The sequence below is a fragment of the Streptomyces sp. SLBN-31 genome, assembly GCF_006715395.1.
Classification (GTDB): Bacteria; Actinomycetota; Actinomycetes; order Streptomycetales; family Streptomycetaceae; genus Streptomyces.
Window position 1 is genome coordinate 1,311,324 of record NZ_VFNC01000001.1, and the last position, 18,210, is coordinate 1,329,533.

Genomic DNA, 18,210 nt, shown 5'->3' on the forward strand with positions numbered 1-18,210 from the left:
CTACGCGGTCCGAGGAGGGAGCCACCGATGATTCTGCTCCGTCGCCTACTGGGTGACGTGCTGCGTCGGCAGCGCCAACGCCAGGGCCGTACTCTGCGCGAAGTCTCCTCGTCCGCCCGAGTCTCACTCGGCTATCTCTCCGAGGTGGAGCGGGGGCAGAAGGAGGCTTCCTCCGAGCTGCTCGCCGCCATCTGCGACGCGCTGGACGTACGGATGTCCGAACTCATGCGGGAAGTGAGCGACGAACTCGCGCTCGCCGAGCTGGCCCAGTCCGCTGCGGCCGCCTCGCCGGCACCGGTTCGCCCGATGCTGGGTTCCGTTTCGGTGACCGGTGTGCCTCCGGAAAGGGTGACCATCAAGGCGCCCGCCGAGGCGGTGGACGTGGTCGCCGCGTGACGTTCACGCGGATGCGCGCTTGACCTGACGACGCACCACGAAGTGTGCGAGGCCCCGACCGGGGCTTCTCCGGATCATTCGGAGAGGCGCGGTGCGGGGCTTTCGTGCATGGTGGGGAGGCGGGGGACGGGACTCGGGGCCGCACACAGAATCGGAGTACACGGATGTACGTCGTGAAGAGCCCGTTGTCCGACACGGACCTGAAGAAGGTCTCCGAGGCCTTGCAGGGGGCGCTCGTCGATCTCCTCGACCTCTCCCTCGTCGCGAAACAGGTCCACTGGAACGTGGTCGGGCCGCGCTTCCGCTCCGTGCATCTGCAGCTCGACGAGGTCGTGGACAGCGCGCGGACCCACTCCGACACGGTGGCGGAACGCGCCTCCGCCCTGGGCGTGCCGCCCGACGGCCGGGCCGCGACGGTGGCCGCCGGCAGCGGTATCGGGGCGGTGTCCGACGGCTGGATCAAGGACACGGACGCGGTACGGACCCTCGTGGACGCGCTGGGTGCGGTGATCGTGAGGATGCGGGAGCGGGTGGCGGCCACCGGGGAGGCGGATCCCGTCAGCCAGGACATCCTGATCGGGATCACGGCGGATCTGGAGAAGCATCACTGGATGTTCCAGGCGGAGAACGGCTGAGCAGCCGACTTCCGCTCGGTGGGCTCTCGAGGGTGCGCCCTTTCTGGTGGTGAGCGGGTCGGATCAGCGTCGGGCTGGAGGTGGATCCATGGCACTGCCGACGGTGCGCCGGGGGGTGGCGCTCGGGCTCGGGGTGCTGTGGTGGTGTGCCGTGCTGCGGCTGGCACTGGCGCCTGGTGCCGGCGTGCTGGAGGGGGCGGTCGTGGCCGGAGGGTGGGGGGTGAGCCTGCTGCCGGTGCACTGCGTGCCCAAGGGGCGGGCCGCCGGCGCCTTGCGGGCGGGCCGGTGGCGAGCGGCCTGGCGGACCGCCCACGTCACCACGGCATCGCCACTCCGCCGTTCGGACGCAGGATTTGGCCCGTCATGAAGGCCGAGGCGTCCGAGGCGAGGTAGAGCACGGTGTGGGCGACGTCTCCTGGCTCACCGACCCGGCCCAGCGGCGACAGCCGTGCCATCAGCGTCTCCGTCCGCGCCTGTTCCGCGGCCTCGTGGCGCTCGGTCATGGGCGTGCGAGTCCAGCCAGGTGCGACCGCGTTGACGCGGATGCCCTGCCGTCCCACCTCGCTCGCCAGCGTCTTCGTCAGCTGGACGACGGCCGCCTTGGCGGCGCCGTAGCAGAGGAGGCCCGGGCGTCCGGTGTCGATGGCGCTGGAGGCCATGGTGATGATGCTGCCGGAGTTCTGCCCGGCCAGCATCGCGCGGGCCGCCTCCTGGCAGGCGTGGAGAACACCCTTGAAGTTGACGTTCAGGACGCGGTCGAGGTCCTCGTCCCGGGTCTCCAGCACGGGGCTGCTGTGCATGATCCCGGCGATCGCCGCCATCACGTGCAGCCGCTCGCAGGATGCGACGGCCTGGTGGAGCTGTTCGCGGTCGGTGACGTCGAGGTGGTGCGTGTGGGCCGTGCCGCCGGCGTCCTTGATCAGGGTCGCCGTCTCGTGCAGGCCCTGTGCGTCGAGGTCGGCACAGTGGACGGTGGCGCCGGCCTCGGCCAGCAGGACGGCCGAGGCGCGGCCGATGCCGCCGGCGGCGCCGGTGACGAATGCGGTGCGTCCGGTGAGGTCGTACGCCTTGACGGGCATGCAGGGACGGTACGAGCGTTTCTGACGGTCCGTCAACTAGATGTGCGGGGTGGGGTTCCGCGGTGGGTGCGGTGGCTCGGGATCGGGCCCGGCTGGCAGTTGGGGCACCAGTAGGTGGGGCGGTCACGGGAGCCGTCGCCCTGGTCGGCCACGCGGATGGACGTGCCGCAGCGCAGACAGGGACGGGGTGCGCGGCCGTACACGAACAGGGCCTGTCCGCCGCGGCCCGTGGTGGTGCGGACCGGGCGGTCGCGGTTGACCTCCAGGAGCCGCTTGGCCAGCTCCGGCAGCTTCGCCGCGCGCTCCGGGGGCAGGGCACCGACCGGGAGCCAGGGGGTGACACCGAGCAGGAAGCAGAGCTCGCACTTGTAGACATTGCCGATGCCGGCGAGGTTGCGCTGGTCCAGCAGGGCCTCGCCCAGGGCGCGGTCGGGATCGGCGAGGACGTTCGCGAGCGCCTGGTCGGGGTTCCAGTCCGGGCCCAGGAGGTCGGGGCCGAGGTGGCCCACGGCGCGGTCCTCTTCGGTGGTGCGCAGGAGTTCCAGTACGGGCAGGCGGTAGCCGACGGCCGTCTGGTCCGCGGTGCCCAGGATCACTCGGATCTGGTGGGAGGGGCCGCCGGTCCAGCGCCGGCCGTTCGCGTACACCTTCCAGGCGCCGTCCATCCGCAGGTGCGAGTGGAGTGTGAGGCCGCCCTCGATGCGGGTCAGGAGGTGCTTGCCGCGCGCGGTCACGTCCAGGACGGTCCGGCCCGTCAGGTCGGCCGTGGCGTACTTGGGCACGCGCAGGTCGCTGCGGGTCAGCGGCTTGCCCGCCAGGGCGGTGTGCAGGCGCTTGGCGGCCTGCCAGACGGTGTCTCCTTCGGGCATGGGTCCAGGGTTGCACGGGCTCGTGTCGTCGGCGGGGTCTGGCCGGGTGCGCCCTAGGCGCGGAGGCGCAGGCCCCGCGGGGTCGCGATGAAGCCCGCTCCTTCCAGGAGAGTGCCGATGGGGGACGTGAGGGCCTGGGCGTTGTTGATGCGCTCCACGGTGACTGTTCCCAGGGAGCCTGCCCGGGCCGCTGCGGCCAGGGCTTCGGCCGCCTCCTGCAGGCGGGGGTCGTCCGTGGCCTTGGCGTCCGGGTCGGCCGGCCAGGCGAGGAGGGACTTGCCGCCGCGCTCCATGTAGAGCGTCAGTTCGCCGTCGACGAGGACCACCAGGGAGCCCGCCTTGCGGCCGGGTTTGTGGCCCGCGCCGGTCGGGGGCTCCGGCCAGGGGAGGGCTGCGCCGTAGGCGTTCGCGGGGTCGGCGGCGGCCAGGACCACGGCCCGTGAGTCACGGCGCGGACGGCGGTTGGGGGCGGGGGAGCCGTACGAGGCGTAGGGCACGTACGAGGAGCCGCCGCCGCGCGGGCCGCCCGCACCGGGATCGGCGAAGTCCCGGGGGGAGACGTACTCGTCCCGGGAGGGGGTGAAGCCGTCGAGGTCGTCGGTGAAACCCTTGATCTCCGGGGCGGCGTCGTTCGGGGGCGGCCAGGTCATGTCGTCCATGGGCGGGTGGGGGAGGGCCTCGCCCCGGTCCCGTGCGTTGGAGACCGCGCGGAGGCGGTCCACCGCGCCGTCCATCGCGAACTGTGCCGCGCCGAGGCCTTCCACGACATAGCCGCGCCGGGCCTGGCCGCTCTCCTCGAACACGGACAGGATGCGGTACGTCGCCGAAAAGCCGCCTTCGACGCCCTCCGCGGCGACGGCGCCCCGGGTGACCACGCCGTGCCGGTCGAGGAGGGTGCGGGCGAGGGCGTGGGCGCGGACCGTGGGGTCGGGCTCCTGGGTGGGGAGCAGGGACCAGCGGCCGGCGACCGTGGGCGGACCCGTCCGGGACGCGGTGCGGGCGGCGGCGGTCAGGGAGCCGTAGCGGCCGCGCGGGACGGTGCGCTTGGCCCGGTGGGCCGTGGAACCCGCGGTGCGGCCCGAACCCAGCAGGGAGCGCATGGGGGTCAGCGTGTCGTTCGTCAGGCGCCCGGACCAGGCCAGGTCCCAGACGGCGTCGGCGAGTTGGGGATCGGTGGCCTCGGGGTGGGTCGTGGCGCGGACCTGGTCGGCGATCTGCCGGAAGAACAGGCCGTAGCCGCCGGAGAGGGCGTCCAGCACCGACTGGTGCAGCGCGGTCAGTTCCAGGGGGTGCGGCGGGGGCAGGAGGAGCGGGGCCGCGTCCGTCGTGTAGAGGGAGACCCAGCCGTCCTTGCCGGGAAGCGCGCCCGCGCCGGCCCAGACGATCTCTCCGGCGGCGGTGAGCTCGTCGAGCATCGCCGGGGTGTAGCCGGCGACGCGGGAGGGCAGCACCAGCTTCTCCAGGGCGGACGCGGGGACGGACGCGCCCTGCAGTTGCTCGATCGCCCGGACCAGTCCGTCGATGCCGCGCAGTGCGTGGCCCTTGCCGATGTGCTGCCACTGGGGGAGGAACTGGGCGAGCGCGGGGGGCGGCACCGGCTCCAGTTCGTGCCGCAGCGCCGCCAGGGAACGGCGGCGCAGGCGGCGCAGCACGGACGCGTCGCACCACTCCTGGCCGATGCCCGCGGGATGGAACTCCCCCTGTACGACACGGCCGTTCGCGGCCAGGCGCTGCAGCGCGCCTTCCGTGACCGCCACGCCCAGGCCGAAACGGGCCGCCGCCGTCGCCGACGTGAACGGGCCGTGGCTGCGGGCGTAGCGGGCGAGCAGGTCACCCAGCGGGTCCTTGACCGGCTCCATGAAGGCCTCGGGAACGCCGACGGGCAGCGCCGTGCCGAGTGCGTCGCGCAGCCGGCCGGCGTCCTCGATGGCCGCCCAGTGCTCGGTGCCGCCGATCCGGACCCGGATCGCGCGCCGGGCGGAGGCCAGCTCCTGGACCCAGTGCGGCTCCGCACCCCGCTCGGCCAGCTCCGCGTCGGTCAGCGGGCCGAGGATCCGCAGGACGTCGGCGATGCCTTCGGCGTCCTTGACGCGCCGGTCCTCGGTGAGCCACTGGAGCTCGCGCTCCAGCTCGGTCAGGACCTCGGCGTCGAGGAGTTCGCGCAGCTCCGCCTGGCCCAGCAGTTCGGCCAGCAGACGCGAGTCCAGGGAGAGGGCGGCGGCCCGGCGCTCGGCGAGGGGTGAGTCCCCCTCGTACAGGAACTGGGCGACGTACCCGAAGAGCAGGGAACGGGCGAAGGGGGAGGGCTCCGGGGTGGTGACCTCCACCAGACGCACCTTGCGGGCCTCGAGGTCGCCCATCAGCTCGACGAGTCCGGGCACGTCGAAGACGTCCTGAAGGCACTCGCGGACGGCTTCGAGGACGATCGGGAACGAGCCGAACTCGCTGGCCACTTCCAGCAGTTGCGCGGCTCGCTGGCGCTGCTGCCACAGCGGGGTGCGCTTGCCGGGGTTGCGGCGCGGGAGCAGCAGCGCGCGGGCGGCGCACTCGCGGAAACGGGACGCGAACAGGGCCGAGCCGCCGACCTGGTCGGTGACGATCTGGTCGACCTCGCCCTTGTCGAAGACGACGTCCGCCGCGCCCACGGGGGCCTGGTCGGCGTCGTACTCCGTGCCCGCCTTCATCGGCTCCCGGTCGAGCAGGTCCAGGCCCATGAGATCGGCGTCGGGCAGGCGCAGGACGATGCCGTCGTCGGCGTGCATGACCTGCGCGTCCATGCCGTAGCGCTCGGAGAGCTTGGCGCCGAGGGCGAGCGCCCACGGGGCGTGCACCTGGGCACCGAAGGGGGAGTGGACGACCACGCGCCAGTCGCCCAGCTCGTCCCGGAAACGTTCGACCACGATCGTGCGGTCGTCGGGGATGTGGCCGCAGGCCTCGCGCTGCTCGTCCAGGTAGGACAGGACGTTGTCCGCCGCCCAGGCGTCGAGTCCCGCCGTGAGGAGGCGCAGCCGGGCGTCGTCCTTGGGCAGGGAGCCGACCTCGCGCAGGAACTGGCCCAGCGCGCGGCCCAGTTCGAGCGGGCGGCCGAGCTGGTCGCCCTTCCAGAAGGGCAGGCGGCCGGGGACGCCCGGTGCGGGGGAGACCAGGACGCGGTCGCGGGTGATGTCCTCGATCCGCCACGAGCTGGTGCCGAGCGTGAACACGTCCCCGACCCGGGACTCGTAGACCATCTCCTCGTCGAGCTCGCCGACCCGGCCGCCGCCCTTCTTGGGGTCGGATCCGGCCAGGAAGACCCCGAAGAGGCCGCGGTCGGGGATGGTGCCGCCCGAGGTCACGGCGAGGCGCTGGGCGCCCGGGCGGCCGGTGATCGTGCCGGCCACGCGGTCCCACACCACGCGCGGGCGCAGCTCGGCGAACGCGTCGGACGGGTAGCGGCCCGCGAGCATGTCCAGGACCGCCGTGAACGCCGACTCGGGCAGGGACGCGAAGGGGGCCGCGCGGCGGACCGTGGCCAGGAGGTCGTCGACCTGCCAGGTGTCCAGGGCCGTCATGGCGACCAGCTGCTGGGCGAGGACGTCCAACGGGTTGGCGGGGACCCTCAGGGACTCGATGGAGCCGGTGCGCATCCGTTCGGTGACCACCGCCGCCTGGACCAGGTCACCGCGATACTTGGGGAAGACCACGCCGGTGCTGACCGCGCCGACCTGGTGGCCCGCGCGCCCGACGCGCTGCAGGCCGGAGGCGACCGAAGGCGGTGACTCGACCTGGACGACCAGGTCGACGGCGCCCATGTCGATGCCGAGTTCCAGACTGGACGTCGCCACCACCGCGGGGAGCCGGCCCGCCTTGAGGTCCTCCTCGACCAGGGCTCGCTGCTCCTTGGAGACCGAGCCGTGGTGGGCGCGCGCGATGACGGGCGGGGCGCCCTGGGCGGCCCCCGAGCCGCCCATGAGCTCGGCCGGGGCGTGGTGCTCGTCCAGGGGTTCGCCGGTGGCGCGCTCGTACGCGATCTCGTTGAGCCTGTTGCACAGGCGCTCCGCGAGGCGGCGGGAGTTGGCGAACACGATCGTGGAGCGGTGGGCCTGCACGAGGTCGGTGATCCGCTCCTCGACATGGGGCCAGATGGAGGGGCGCTCCGCGCCTTCCGAGCCGTCGGCGACCGGCGAGCCGCCCAGCTCGCCCAGGTCCTCCACCGGGACGACGACCGAGAGGTCGAACTCCTTGCCCGACTTCGGCTGGACGATCTCGACCTTGCGGCGCGGTGAGAGGTAGCGGGCCACCTCGTCCACCGGGCGGACAGTCGCCGACAGGCCGATGCGGCGGGCCGGTTTGGGCAGGAGCTCGTCCAGGCGCTCCAGGGAGAGCGCGAGGTGGGCGCCGCGCTTGGTGCCGGCCACCGCGTGCACCTCGTCGAGGATCACCGTCTCCACGCCGGTCAGCGCGTCGCGGGTCGACGACGTCAGCATCAGGAAGAGGGACTCCGGAGTGGTGATCAGGATGTCCGGGGGGCGGGTGGCCAGGGCGCGGCGCTCGGCGGCGGGGGTGTCGCCGGAGCGGATGCCCACCTTCACCTCGGGCTCGGGCAGGCCGAGGCGGACGGACTCGTGGCGGATGCCGGTGAGGGGGCTGCGGAGGTTGCGCTCCACGTCCACCGCGAGGGCTTTCAGCGGCGACACGTAAAGGACCCGGCAGCGCTTCCGCGGGTCGGCGGGCGGGGGTGTGGAGGCGAGCTGGTCCAGGGCGGCGAGGAAGGCGGCCAGGGTCTTGCCGGAGCCGGTGGGGGCCACCACCAGCACGTCCGAGCCCTCTGTGATGGCGTTCCACGCGCCCGCCTGGGCCGAGGTGGGCGCGGAGAAGGCCCCCGTGAACCAGCCGCGGGTCGCGGGGGAGAAGCCGTCGAGGGCCCGTTGTGCGTCGCTGACCATGCGTCCATCCTGCACCCGGCCACTGACAATACGGTTGACCTGCAGGTTTGGGGCGCGCGAGCGGGGGCTCCGGTGCGGCGGGACGGGCGGCGCGGGTGCGGCTCGGCGGGGGCGGACGGCAGTGCGGTGCCGCTCAGCGGGAGCGGACGGCAGTGCGGGTGCGGCTCGGCGGGGGCGGAGTGCGTGACGGAGAATCGGCGGTATGGCGGATTTCGGTGAGGAGGCGGCGCGGCACTGGCGGTACGCCGACCTGCCCGGCGTCGACCTGCTGCGGGCCAGGTACGTCCGCAAGACGTTCGTGCGCCACACCCACGAGCACTTCGTCATCGCGGCCATCGCCGACGGGGTCGAGGTCTTCCACCACCGCGGTGCCGACCAGTACGCGGGCGCGGGGGCCCTCGCGCTGGTGAATCCCGACACCTCGCACACGGGGCGGGCCGGGGTGCCCGAGGGATGGCGCTACGGGGCCGTGTACCCGTCGCCGGACGTCGTCTCCGAGATCGCGGCCGAGACCACCCTCATCCGCGGGACACCGGGGTTCGTCAGCCCCGTACTGGACGATCCGTACGCCGTACGGCTCGTCCACCAGGTCCTGCGGGCCGCCGACGAAGGCAACGCGCTGGCCGCCGACACCCTGCTGCGGGTCGCCGTGACCCGGCTGCTGCGGCTCAACGGCGGTCCACTGCCGCAGCGGGCCGTGCGGACGGCGGGGGCCCGGGTCGCCGCACGCGCGCGTGCCGTGCTGGAGGAGCGGATGGTGGAGCCTCCGACGCTGGAGACGCTGGCGGGTGATCTCGGGACCAGTCCGTTCGCCCTGCTGCGGTCCTTCCGGGACGCCTACGGGATGCCGCCCCACGCCTGGCTGACGGACGCCCGGGTACGGCGGGCGCGGCGGCTGCTCGACGGCGGGACGGCGCCCGCGGAGGCGGCCGTCGCCGTGGGGTTCACCGATCAGCCGCATCTCAACCGGCACTTTGCACGGATCGTCGGCGTGCCTCCGGGCGCCTACCAGCGGGAGCGCAAGAACGTACAAGACCCCCGGCCGCCGTCCCCGTAGCGTCCGGCACGTGGCAGAACAGACAGCTCTCGTGGACACAGGTGCCGACGGAGGAGGCAAGACGGACGCCGCCGTGGTCCGGGACGCCCTCGGAGTCGGCGTCGCCGTCGGACTGTCCGGGTTCGCCTTCGGGGTGACCTCGGCCGGCAGCGGGCTCACGCTCCTGCAGACCTGCGTGCTCAGCCTCCTGGTGTTCACCGGCGCGTCCCAGTTCGCGCTCGTCGGGGCGCTCGCGGCCGGAGGCAACCCGTTGACGGCGGCCGCCGGCGCGTTCTTCCTCGGTGTGCGCAACGCCTTCTACGGGCTGCGCCTGTCACAGGTGCTGGTGCTTCCGCGCCTGCTGCGGCCGTTCGCGGCGCAGTGGGTCATCGACGAGACCACCGCGGTCGCGCTCGCGCAGCCCACGCGGCGTGGCGCCCGCATCGGGTTCACCGTGACCGGGCTCAGCCTGTACCTGCTGTGGAACCTCACCACCCTGCTCGGCGCCCTGGGAGCCAAGGCCATCGGGGACACGGACGCGTGGGGGCTCGACGCCGCCGGGCCCGCCGTCTTCCTGGCCCTGCTCGCGCCGATGCTGAGGACCGCCACCGAGCGCGTCGTCGCCGGGCTCGCCGTCGTGCTGGGGCTCGGGCTGCTGCCCGTGCTGCCCGCCGGCGTGCCCGTCCTGGTGGCCGCGCTGGCCGCCCCGGGCGTCCTGCTCCTGCGGGGACGCCGCGAGGCCCGGTCGTCCGGTGACACCACGGGGGAGGACCGTTGAACACCTGGATCGCCATCGGCGTGACGGCTCTCGGCTGCTACGCCGTCAAGGTCGCCGGCCTGTTCGTCCCCGAGGGCGCCCTGCAGCGGCCGTTCGTCAGGCGGCTGGCCGCCCTGCTGCCGGTGGCTCTGCTGGCGGCGCTCACCGCCCAGCAGACCTTCGCCGACGGGCGCGCCCTGGTGCTGGACGCGCGCGTGGCCGGTGTTCTCGCTGCCGCCGTCGTGCTGGTCCTGCGCGCCCCCTTCCTGCTCGTGGTGGCCGCGGGTGTGGTGGTGACCGCCGGGGTGCGGGCCATGGGCTGGTGAAGGGACGCCGTCAGCCGATGGAGCGGCCGTACGCCCTGAGGGTGCGCAGGGCCTCGATCGTCACCTGGGGGCGCGCCTCCAGGGCGATACCCGGCGCCCACTGACGCCACCGGATCGGCCAGCCGCCGTCCTCCTGCTGACCGTCCGCGAGGAAGTCCAGGGAGCGCTCGATCTCGTCGTCGGTGAACCACGCGCGCGCGAGTGAGCTCGGCGTCTTCGCGTAGTCGTGCGGGAAGTGGTGTTCACCGGGGGCGTAGCCGGGCGCCACCGGATACGTGGCGAGGTCGTCCGGGTCCAGTGCGGCCAGCCGGTGTTCGCGCACCAGACGGCCCAGCCGGTCCGCGGCCGCCTCCGCGCGCGGGCGGTCGGGAGCCGAGTCCAGGAAGGCCACGGCGGCCTCGATCTCGTAGGGATGGGACTTCTCCAGCGAATCGATCGCGTGCCAGCAGAAGTCCGTGGCCCGGAACAGCCAGGCGTGCCACACCTCGTTGCGGTGCAGCAGGCCCACCACGGGTCCGGTGGCGAGCAGCTCGCTCGGCGGGTCGTCAACGATCGGCATGAAGGGGGCGCAGGGGTAACCGCGCTGGCTGGGATGGATGGCCGGCAGGGCGCCGTCCGCCGTCGAGACGGAGGTCAGGTAGCGGCACACCCGTTCCACGCGCTGGCCGCCGCAGCGCCCGATGGAGTCCAGGACGCGCAGCGCGTGCCCGGCGTGCAGCGGCTGGCTGACGGGGCCGCGCAGATCGGGCTCCAGGGCGTGGCCGTACCCGCCGTCCTCGTTGCGGTAGGCGTCCAGGGCGGTCTCGACCGGGTCGGCCCGGCCGTTCAGGAAGTGGTGCGCGAAGAGGCGCTGTTCCAGCACGCGCGCGGTGAGCCAGACGAAGTGCTCGGCGCGGAAGAGCGGGGAGCGCGCCGGGGGTGTGGCAGGGAGTCGGGAAGCTCCGGTTTCGGACATGCGACAGACCGTAGGGCGGAAAGCGGTCTCGGCAAGCGGTCACGTCTCAGGCCACCCCCAGGGGCGGGATACTGGAGGCATGCGGTTGACGGTCTTCTGGCAGCGGATGGCGGATCACTTCGGCCCGGGGTACGCCGACACCTTCGCGCGCGACCACGTGATGACGGAGCTGGGCGGGCGCACGGTGCACGAGGCACTGGACGCCGGCTGGGCCGCCAAGGACGTGTGGCGCGTGGTCTGCACGGTCATGGACGTTCCACGTGAGAGGCACTGATCGGGGCGGGCAGGTATGCGCGAGAAGCACTCATCGGGCGGGCTCGTTCCGCGCGAGATGTGCTGATCGGTCACGAAGATCGCAGGGCGGGGGATGATTGTCGTACCCGTGCGCGAGACTTGGTCCGTGGCACCCACTGACGAGACCGAGCCGCAGGCCTGGCATGCCTCCCCGTTCGGTACGACGCCGCCCGACCGCCTCCCGGCTGACGGCGCCGCCTCGGGCGCGCGCATGCCGCGCTGGCTGCCGCGCGCCGTGGTGCTGGTGCTGGCCCTCTATGCCGCCTTCCAACTGGGCACTTGGGCGTTCCACCAGCTCACCGGCCTGCTGATCAACATCCTCATCGCGTTCTTCCTGGCCCTCGCCATCGAACCCGCGGTGAGCTGGATGGCCGCGCGCGGCATGCGCAGGGGGCTGGCCACGGCACTCGTGTTCCTGGCCGTGATGATCGCGGCCGCGGGCTTCGTCACCCTGCTCGGCTCCATGCTGGCGGGCCAGATCATCAAGATCGTCGAGGATTTCCCGAACTACCTCGACTCGGTCATCAACTGGGTCAACGCGCACTTCCACACCCACCTGAAACGGGTGGACGTCCAGAAGGGCCTGCTCCGCTCCGACTGGCTGCGCAACTACGTGCAGCACAGTGCCACGGGCGTCCTCGACGTGTCCGCCCAGGTCCTCGGCGGACTCTTCCAGCTGCTCACGATCACGCTGTTCTCGTTCTACTTCGCCGCCGACGGGCCCCGCCTGCGCCGCACGATCTGCTCGGTGCTGCCGCCCGCCCGGCAGGCCGAGGTGCTGCGCGCCTGGGAGATCGCCGTCGACAAGACCGGCGGGTACCTGTACTCGCGCGGACTGATGGCGCTCATCTCCGGTATCGCGCACTACATACTGCTGCAGATCCTGGGCGTGCCGTACGCACCCGTGCTCGGCGTGTGGGTGGGCCTGGTCTCGCAGTTCATCCCGACCATCGGCACCTACCTCGCGGGCGCCCTGCCGATGCTGGTCGCGTTCACCGTCGATCCCTGGTACGCGCTGTGGGTGCTGGTCTTCGTCGTGGTCTACCAGCAGTTCGAGAACTACGTGCTGCAGCCCAAGCTGACCGCGAAGACCGTCGACATCCATCCCGCCGTCGCCTTCGGCTCGGTCATCGCCGGCACCGCGCTCCTCGGCGCCGTCGGCGCGCTGATCGCCATCCCGGCGGTCGCCACGCTGCAGGCGTTCCTCGGGGCGTACGTGAAGCGGTACGCGGTCACGGACGACCCCCGGGTGCACGGGCACCGGCGCGGAGGACCGGGGACGGGGCTCCTCACGCGCGCCAGACGGCTCTGGGAGCGACGGCCGGAAGACCCGCCGCTCGAGGACGAGCCTGAGGGCGAGCCCGAGGGCGGCTCTTCCCGACGGGGCTGAGTCAGCTCTCTCTGACGGGGCCGAGCGGGGTGTCGGCGGCGCTTGCGGCCCGCCCACGGCCGTCTCCGGCCCGCTGTACGACCGCGGACGTAGTCTCGGAGGTGCCGCGTGGTGCGCTTGACACCAAAATCGAACATCTATTCTTATGGAGGTTCCGGCGAGGCTCTCGACGGGTGATTCGATCTGTTTTCGACGGAGAAGTACCCGAGTTATCCACAGGCCGGACGGGCGTCGGGGCGCATTGTCAGTGGCAGGCGTTAGCGTCTTTGACGTGAAGCGATCGACTCAAGCAAATCGGGTGGAACCCATGGCAGGAACCGACCGCGAGAAGGCCCTGGACGCCGCGCTCGCACAGATTGAACGGCAGTTCGGCAAGGGCGCCGTGATGCGCCTCGGCGAGCGGCCGAACGAGCCCATCGAGGTCATCCCCACCGGGTCGACCGCGCTCGACGTCGCCCTCGGCGTCGGCGGCCTGCCGCGTGGCCGTGTGGTGGAGGTGTACGGACCGGAGTCCTCCGGTAAGACCACACTGACCCTGCACGCGGTGGCCAACGCGCAGAAGGCCGGCGGTCAGGTCGCCTTCGTCGACGCGGAGCACGCCCTCGACCCGGAGTACGCGAAGAAGCTCGGCGTCGACATCGACAACCTGATCCTCTCCCAGCCGGACAACGGCGAGCAGGCCCTGGAGATCGTGGACATGCTGGTCCGCTCCGGCGCCCTCGACCTCATCGTCATCGACTCCGTCGCCGCGCTCGTCCCGCGCGCGGAGATCGAGGGCGAGATGGGTGACAGCCACGTCGGTCTGCAGGCCCGTCTGATGAGCCAGGCCCTGCGGAAGATCACCAGCGCGCTCAACCAGTCCAAGACCACGGCCATCTTCATCAACCAGCTCCGCGAGAAGATCGGCGTGATGTTCGGCTCCCCGGAGACCACGACCGGTGGCCGGGCGCTGAAGTTCTACGCCTCGGTACGCATCGACATCCGTCGCATCGAGACCCTGAAGGACGGCACGGAGGCGGTCGGCAACCGCACCCGCTGCAAGGTCGTCAAGAACAAGGTGGCGCCGCCCTTCAAGCAGGCAGAGTTCGACATCCTCTACGGCCAGGGCATCAGCCGCGAGGGCGGCCTGATCGACATGGGCGTGGAGCACGGCTTCGTCCGCAAGGCCGGCGCCTGGTACACGTACGAGGGCGACCAGCTCGGCCAGGGCAAGGAGAACGCGCGCAACTTCCTGAAGGACAACCCCGACCTGGCCAACGAGATCGAGAAGAAGATCAAGGAGAAGCTCGGCGTGGGCGTGCGCCCGGAGGAGCCGACGGCCGAACCGGGTGCCGATGCCGCGGTCGGCGCTGCCCCGGACGATGCCGCGAAGACCGTGCCCGCACCGGCGGCCAAGGCGACCAAGGCCAAGGCTCCGGCCGCCAAGAGCTGATCCGTGACACGGCGAACCGACTGGGCGGAGTACACCTACCCCGACGCACCACGCGGTCGGGGTGGGAGGGACGACGGGGGTTTTGCCGGTCCGGGCGGCGAAGCGGACGGGGGAGAGACGCGGCAGGACGCGGACGGGGGACACGGCCGCGCCGGTGCGTACGGCACGGGGGCGTCGTACGACGAGGATCCGTTCGGCTCGGCCTCGGTCGACCAGGGTGGGTCCGGTTCGGGCGACGGAGGTTCGCGCCGTCGTGGCGGGCGGACCAGTGGTGCGGGCGGCTCCCGCGGGCGTCGCAGGCGGCGCGGCGGAGAGCCGTTCGGTGAGGACGGGGGCTCTTCCTCCTCGTCGAGGGCCGAGCGGGAGGAGCCGCCGGCGGACCCGGTGGAGCGGGCACGGGCGATCTGCCTGCGCCTGCTCACCGGGACCCCGCGCACGCGGAAACAGCTCGCGGACGCCCTGCGCAAGCGGGAGATCCCGGACGAGGCGGCCGAGGAGGTGCTGTCGCGGTTCGAGGAGGTCGGGCTGATCAACGACGGCGCGTTCGCGGACGCCTGGGTGGAGTCCCGGCACCACGGCCGCGGGCTTGCCCGGCGGGCCCTCGTTCAGGAGCTGCGCACCAAGGGCGTGGAGTCCGAGGTGATCGACGCGGCCGTCGCACAGCTCGACTCCGAACAGGAGGAGGAGACCGCGCGCCAACTCGTCGCCCGCAAGCTGCGCTCCACCCGCGGGCTCGACCGCGACAAGCGCCTCCGCCGCCTCGCGGGCATGCTCGCCCGCAAGGGATACCCCGAGGGCATGGCCCTGCGTGTGGTCCGGCAGGCGCTGGAGGAGGAGGGGGAGGACACGGAGTTGCTGGGAGACGAGGGGTACTGACAAGGGGGAGCGCCGGGAAAGGCCGATCACGTGGACGAATCGGCCGAGTGTCCTCCGCCCGACCGTCCGCTACGACGTCACCGGCAGCCCCGCCGCCCGCCATGCCTGGAAGCCTCCGATCAGATCGGTGGCCCGGAACAGGCCCAGCGAGTGCAAGGACGCGGCCGCGAGGCTCGACGCGTAACCCTCGTTGCAGATCACGATGACCCGCAGCTCGTGGCTTGTGGCCTCGGGGAGGCGGTGACTGCCCTGAGGGTCGAGCCGCCACTCCAGCTCGTTGCGCTCGACGACGAGCGCGCCGGGGATCAGGCCGTCCCGCTCCCGCAGGGCCGCGTACCGGATGTCGACCAGTACGGCCTCGCCCGCCCGCGCGGCGTCGTACGCCTCCTCGGGGCCGACCCGGTCGTAGCCCTCGCGTAGCCGCTCCAGCAACTCGTCGATGCCCACGGGGCGTTCGCCGGGGCCGCTCACTGCCAGTCCTCCGGGCGCTCGACCTGCTCCAGCCGCAGGACCTGGCCCACCCGGCTGTAGCGGCGGATCTGTGGCAGCGGCGGATAGTAGGCGTGCACGGAGATCGCGTGCAGATCGGTGGACTCGTTGAGGACCTCGTGCACGTGGTGCCGGCCGAAGGAGCGTCCCTTGCCCGCCGGCAGCCGGCGTTCGCGGTCCACGTCGTCGGCGAGTTCCAGGGTCCGCCAGCCGTCGGCGGGCAGGCGGACGGCGAGCGCGTTCTCCTTGAGCTCACCGGACGCGGTGACGAAGGCGCCGACGGACTCGGCGTGGTCGTGCCAGCCGGTGCCCGTGCCGGGCGGCCAGCCGATCAGCCAGGCCTCGCTGCCGCCGGGCCCCGCCAGGCGCACCCAGGTGCGGCCCTCGGGGTCGAGCGGGAGCGTGGCGATCAGCTCGGTGTCGGCGGCCGTACGCCGCACGAAGTCGAGGAGGTCGGCCTGCGTCGGCGCGGAGGACGCGGGCGCCGCGGAGGACGCGGAAGCCGTCGTAGGCACGGGGACAGAGGGGGAGACAGACACGAGGCACCGTCCTGAAGGGCGTTCGCGGGAAGCGCGCGGCGGCTCGAGAGCTCGAAAGCGGCGCGCGGAGAAGAAGAGGGACGCGATTCAGCAGGACGGACGACACACGCAGCCCGCGTAGCGGACGAGGTCCATATGGACCCTCCGCCACAGGCGCACACAGGTGTCGGTCATGGTCGGGAGTAGACCATGGAGGTGCGGACCGGTCAACTCACCGTCGCTATGTGGACCGCACAGTGACGGCGAACACGACCGTGCGCCCCCGAGGCCTCAACGCACGCCCGCGCTCGCGTCGACCTCCGGATGGCCAACTGGCCGCCGATCTGCCCCCACGCCCCCGCACCGACTCCAACCCACCCCCGCGCCGATCTCAGTACGCCCCCCCGCACCGTCGACCCCAACGCACCCCCGCGCCGACGCCAACACGCCCCCGCACCGACCCCAACGCACCCCTGCGCCGATCTCTCACCCCCGCGCCGACCTCAGTACGCCCCCCCGCGCCGCCGACGCCGACCCACCCCCGCGCCGACCTCAACGCGCCCCCGCCCCCGCCTCGGCTTCCGCCCCCGCCTTCGCGGGTCCTCCCAGCGTCGCCTCCGCCGCGGCGTACAGGTCGGCCGGGCGTACTCCGCCGAAGGCCGTGACCAAGTGGCCGTCGGGCCGGACGAGCAGGACGGTGTGCGCGGCGGCGCCCGGGTAGCTCTCGGCGACCAGCAACTCGGCCTGGTGCGGCAGGGCGGCCACGGCGGCCGCCAGCCGGGGCATGACGCCCGCGGTCACCCAGTGCTTGCGGTCCCACACACCCGTGCCCGGCGCGACGAGGACGACCAGCAGTGCCCCGCGTCCGAGCCGGTCCCGCAGCTGGACGAAGGTGCCGTCCTCCGCGGTGACCCGTACGTCGGTGACCGGCGCGCCGAACTCCGTCTCGACCGGCACCTCGCCCTCCAGGAGCCGGGGCGCCAGCGGCGAGCCGGTGTACGCCCCCGGCGCACCGAGCGCCCCGCGTCCCAGGTGGCCGTCGGTGAGCAGCGCGTCGGCACCCCGGGCCGAGCCGGGGACGTACACGCGCAGTCCGCCGCCGCCACGCAGCAGCGGCAGCACCTGGTCGGCGGCGCGCAGCCGGGCGGCGACGGCGCCGCGCCGCTCCGCCTGGTAGCTGTCGAGCAGGGTCTCGTGCGGCCCGTGGTGCCAGGCCAGGGCCAGCTTCCAGGCGAGGTTGTCGGCGTCCCTGAGCCCCTCGTCGAGCCCCTGTGTGCCGAGCGCGCCGAGCAGGTGCGCGGCGTCCCCGGCGAGGAAGACCCGGCCCGCCCGCCACCTGCGCGCCACCCGGTGGTGGACGGTGTGGACACCGGTGTCGAGGAGTTCGTACGGCGGTGTCGAGCCGTCCGTCCAGCCGGCCAGGGTCTCGCGGATGCGGGCCAGCAGCAGCTCGGGCGTCACCAGGTCCTTGCCCGGCGGCAGCAGCCAGTCCAGGCGCCACACCCCGTCCGGCAGCGGGCGCCCGGTGACCTCCCCGCCCGAGGGCCCGGACGTCCGCCACGGCGGCATCCGATGGAGCAACGCCCGACCGTCGAAGGGAAGTTCCGCGCGCAGCGCCGCCACGGCGTGTCGCTCCACCGCGGTGCGCCCCGGGAAGCGGATGTCCTGGAGCTTGCGCACGGTGGAGCGGACGCCGTCACAGCCGACGAGGTAACCGCCGCGCCACCACGTGCCCTTCGGGCCGCGAGTGTGGGCCGTCACGCCCGAGGGCTCCTGTTCGATGGTGTCGACACGGCTGTCGGTGACGATCTCGACGAGCCGCTCGCCCGCCAGGGACTCGCGCAGGGCGCCGGTCAGGACGTGCTGGGCGATGTGCAGGGGGGCGGGTTCGGTGTCGTCATCGAAAGTGATCTCGCGCATCACCTGCTTGCGCCGCAGTGACCGCCATCCGGTCCAGCGCGCGCCGGCCTCGTCGACCGGCAGTCCGGTCAGCCGCTGCATCAGGGCGGCGGTGTCCTCGCGCAGTACGACGGTGCGCGCCGGTCGCGGTTCGTCCTTGCCGGGGCCCTCGTCCAGTACGACGGAGGGCACCTCCTGACGGGCCAGCGCCAGGGCGAGCGTGAGCCCGACGGGCCCCGCTCCGACGATGATCACCGGGTCCACGGCGCGGCGCCCCCTGCCCGCGGTGATGTCCTGAGGGACGTATGTGAACAGAAAGTTGGAGCAGGGTGCA

At 72.9% G+C, this 18,210-nt stretch carries 17 protein-coding genes and 1 pseudogene; 10 read left to right on the forward strand and 8 right to left on the reverse strand.

Annotated features, from left to right (window positions below):
* Positions 1–27 precede the first annotated feature (27 nt).
* From FBY22_RS06135 to FBY22_RS44700, 3 genes are all read left to right on the forward strand, one after another.
* Entirely contained in the window at positions 28–396 is a 369-nt protein-coding gene (locus FBY22_RS06135) for a helix-turn-helix domain-containing protein (protein WP_058922588.1), read from the forward strand.
* Between the two features lie 164 nt (positions 397–560).
* Complete coding sequence (locus FBY22_RS06140; RefSeq protein ID WP_142142994.1) at positions 561–1,031, forward strand: Dps family protein; 471 nt, start codon at positions 561–563, stop codon at positions 1,029–1,031.
* An 88-nt stretch (positions 1,032–1,119) separates the two neighbouring features.
* The gene (locus FBY22_RS44700; RefSeq protein WP_142142996.1) at positions 1,120–1,398 is read left to right on the forward strand and encodes a hypothetical protein; all 279 of its coding nucleotides are present in this window, start codon (positions 1,120–1,122) and stop codon (positions 1,396–1,398) included.
* On the opposite strand, the gene FBY22_RS06150 is transcribed toward FBY22_RS44700, so the two are convergent.
* The 3 genes from FBY22_RS06150 to FBY22_RS06160 are packed head-to-tail and all read right to left on the reverse strand — an operon-like array spanning position 1,346 to position 7,904.
* Complete coding sequence (locus tag FBY22_RS06150; protein ID WP_142142998.1) at positions 1,346–2,110, reverse strand: SDR family NAD(P)-dependent oxidoreductase; 765 nt, start codon at positions 2,108–2,110, stop codon at positions 1,346–1,348. The genes FBY22_RS44700 and FBY22_RS06150 overlap by 53 nt on opposite strands.
* A 32-nt stretch (positions 2,111–2,142) precedes the next feature.
* The gene (locus FBY22_RS06155) at positions 2,143–2,979 is read right to left on the reverse strand and encodes an Fpg/Nei family DNA glycosylase (RefSeq protein ID WP_142143000.1); all 837 of its coding nucleotides are present in this window, start codon (positions 2,977–2,979) and stop codon (positions 2,143–2,145) included.
* 53 nt (positions 2,980–3,032) lie between these two features.
* Positions 3,033–7,904 carry an ATP-dependent helicase gene (locus FBY22_RS06160; RefSeq protein ID WP_142143002.1) on the reverse strand — a complete coding sequence of 1,624 codons (4,872 nt, stop codon included), beginning with the start codon at positions 7,902–7,904 and terminating at the stop codon, positions 3,033–3,035.
* 202 nt (positions 7,905–8,106) lie between these two features.
* Between FBY22_RS06160 and FBY22_RS06165 the strand changes: the two are divergent.
* The 3 genes and pseudogenes from FBY22_RS06165 to FBY22_RS06175 form a co-directional block, all read left to right on the forward strand.
* Positions 8,107–9,068: pseudogene (locus FBY22_RS06165) on the forward strand (AraC family transcriptional regulator); the annotation flags it as partial.
* Complete coding sequence (locus FBY22_RS06170; protein ID WP_142143007.1) at positions 8,972–9,718, forward strand: AzlC family ABC transporter permease; 747 nt, start codon at positions 8,972–8,974, stop codon at positions 9,716–9,718. The pseudogene FBY22_RS06165 and the gene FBY22_RS06170, both read left to right, overlap by 97 nt.
* Positions 9,715–10,023 (forward strand): AzlD domain-containing protein, encoded by a 309-nt coding sequence (locus tag FBY22_RS06175; RefSeq protein ID WP_142143009.1) that lies wholly within the window; start codon positions 9,715–9,717, stop codon positions 10,021–10,023. The genes FBY22_RS06170 and FBY22_RS06175 overlap by 4 nt, the downstream gene beginning before the upstream one ends.
* Before the next feature lie 10 nt (positions 10,024–10,033).
* Here FBY22_RS06175 and FBY22_RS06180 read toward each other — a convergent pair whose 3' ends face one another.
* Complete coding sequence (locus FBY22_RS06180) at positions 10,034–10,978, reverse strand: hypothetical protein (protein WP_142143011.1); 945 nt, start codon at positions 10,976–10,978, stop codon at positions 10,034–10,036.
* Positions 10,979–11,057: 79 nt separating this feature from the next.
* Between FBY22_RS06180 and FBY22_RS06185 the strand changes: the two genes are divergently transcribed.
* The 4 genes from FBY22_RS06185 (at position 11,058) to recX (ending at position 14,970) form a co-directional block, all read left to right on the forward strand.
* On the forward strand, positions 11,058–11,252 hold the full coding sequence (locus tag FBY22_RS06185; RefSeq protein WP_142143012.1) for a DUF3046 domain-containing protein: 195 nt from the start codon (positions 11,058–11,060) through the stop codon (positions 11,250–11,252).
* A 126-nt stretch (positions 11,253–11,378) separates the two neighbouring features.
* A complete protein-coding gene (locus tag FBY22_RS06190; RefSeq protein ID WP_174267096.1) occupies positions 11,379–12,662 on the forward strand; it encodes an AI-2E family transporter in 1,284 nt (427 codons plus the stop codon).
* A gap of 307 nt (positions 12,663–12,969) precedes the next feature.
* The gene (gene recA, locus FBY22_RS06195) at positions 12,970–14,094 is read left to right on the forward strand and encodes a recombinase RecA (RefSeq protein ID WP_142143014.1); all 1,125 of its coding nucleotides are present in this window, start codon (positions 12,970–12,972) and stop codon (positions 14,092–14,094) included.
* Between the two features lie 3 nt (positions 14,095–14,097).
* Positions 14,098–14,970: a recombination regulator RecX gene (recX, locus tag FBY22_RS06200; RefSeq protein ID WP_142143016.1), complete on the forward strand. Its 873-nt coding sequence runs from the start codon at positions 14,098–14,100 to the stop codon at positions 14,968–14,970.
* 69 nt (positions 14,971–15,039) lie between these two features.
* Here the strand turns inward: recX and FBY22_RS06205 are convergent, their stop codons facing one another.
* The 4 genes from FBY22_RS06205 to FBY22_RS06215 all read right to left on the reverse strand — a co-directional run bounded on the left by FBY22_RS06205 (position 15,040) and on the right by FBY22_RS06215 (position 18,140).
* Positions 15,040–15,441 carry a rhodanese-like domain-containing protein gene (locus FBY22_RS06205; protein WP_174267097.1) on the reverse strand — a complete coding sequence of 134 codons (402 nt, stop codon included), beginning with the start codon at positions 15,439–15,441 and terminating at the stop codon, positions 15,040–15,042.
* Positions 15,438–15,998, reverse strand: a complete 561-nt coding sequence (locus tag FBY22_RS06210) for a cysteine dioxygenase (RefSeq protein ID WP_142143020.1) — start codon at positions 15,996–15,998, stop codon at positions 15,438–15,440. The genes FBY22_RS06205 and FBY22_RS06210 overlap by 4 nt, the downstream gene beginning before the upstream one ends.
* A gap of 87 nt (positions 15,999–16,085) precedes the next feature.
* Complete coding sequence (locus tag FBY22_RS45885) at positions 16,086–16,172, reverse strand: putative leader peptide (RefSeq protein WP_313960178.1); 87 nt, start codon at positions 16,170–16,172, stop codon at positions 16,086–16,088.
* Between the two features lie 357 nt (positions 16,173–16,529).
* Positions 16,530–18,140, reverse strand: coding sequence for an FAD-dependent monooxygenase (locus tag FBY22_RS06215; RefSeq protein ID WP_142143021.1), 1,611 nt, complete (start codon positions 18,138–18,140; stop codon positions 16,530–16,532).
* Positions 18,141–18,210 lie beyond the last annotated feature (70 nt).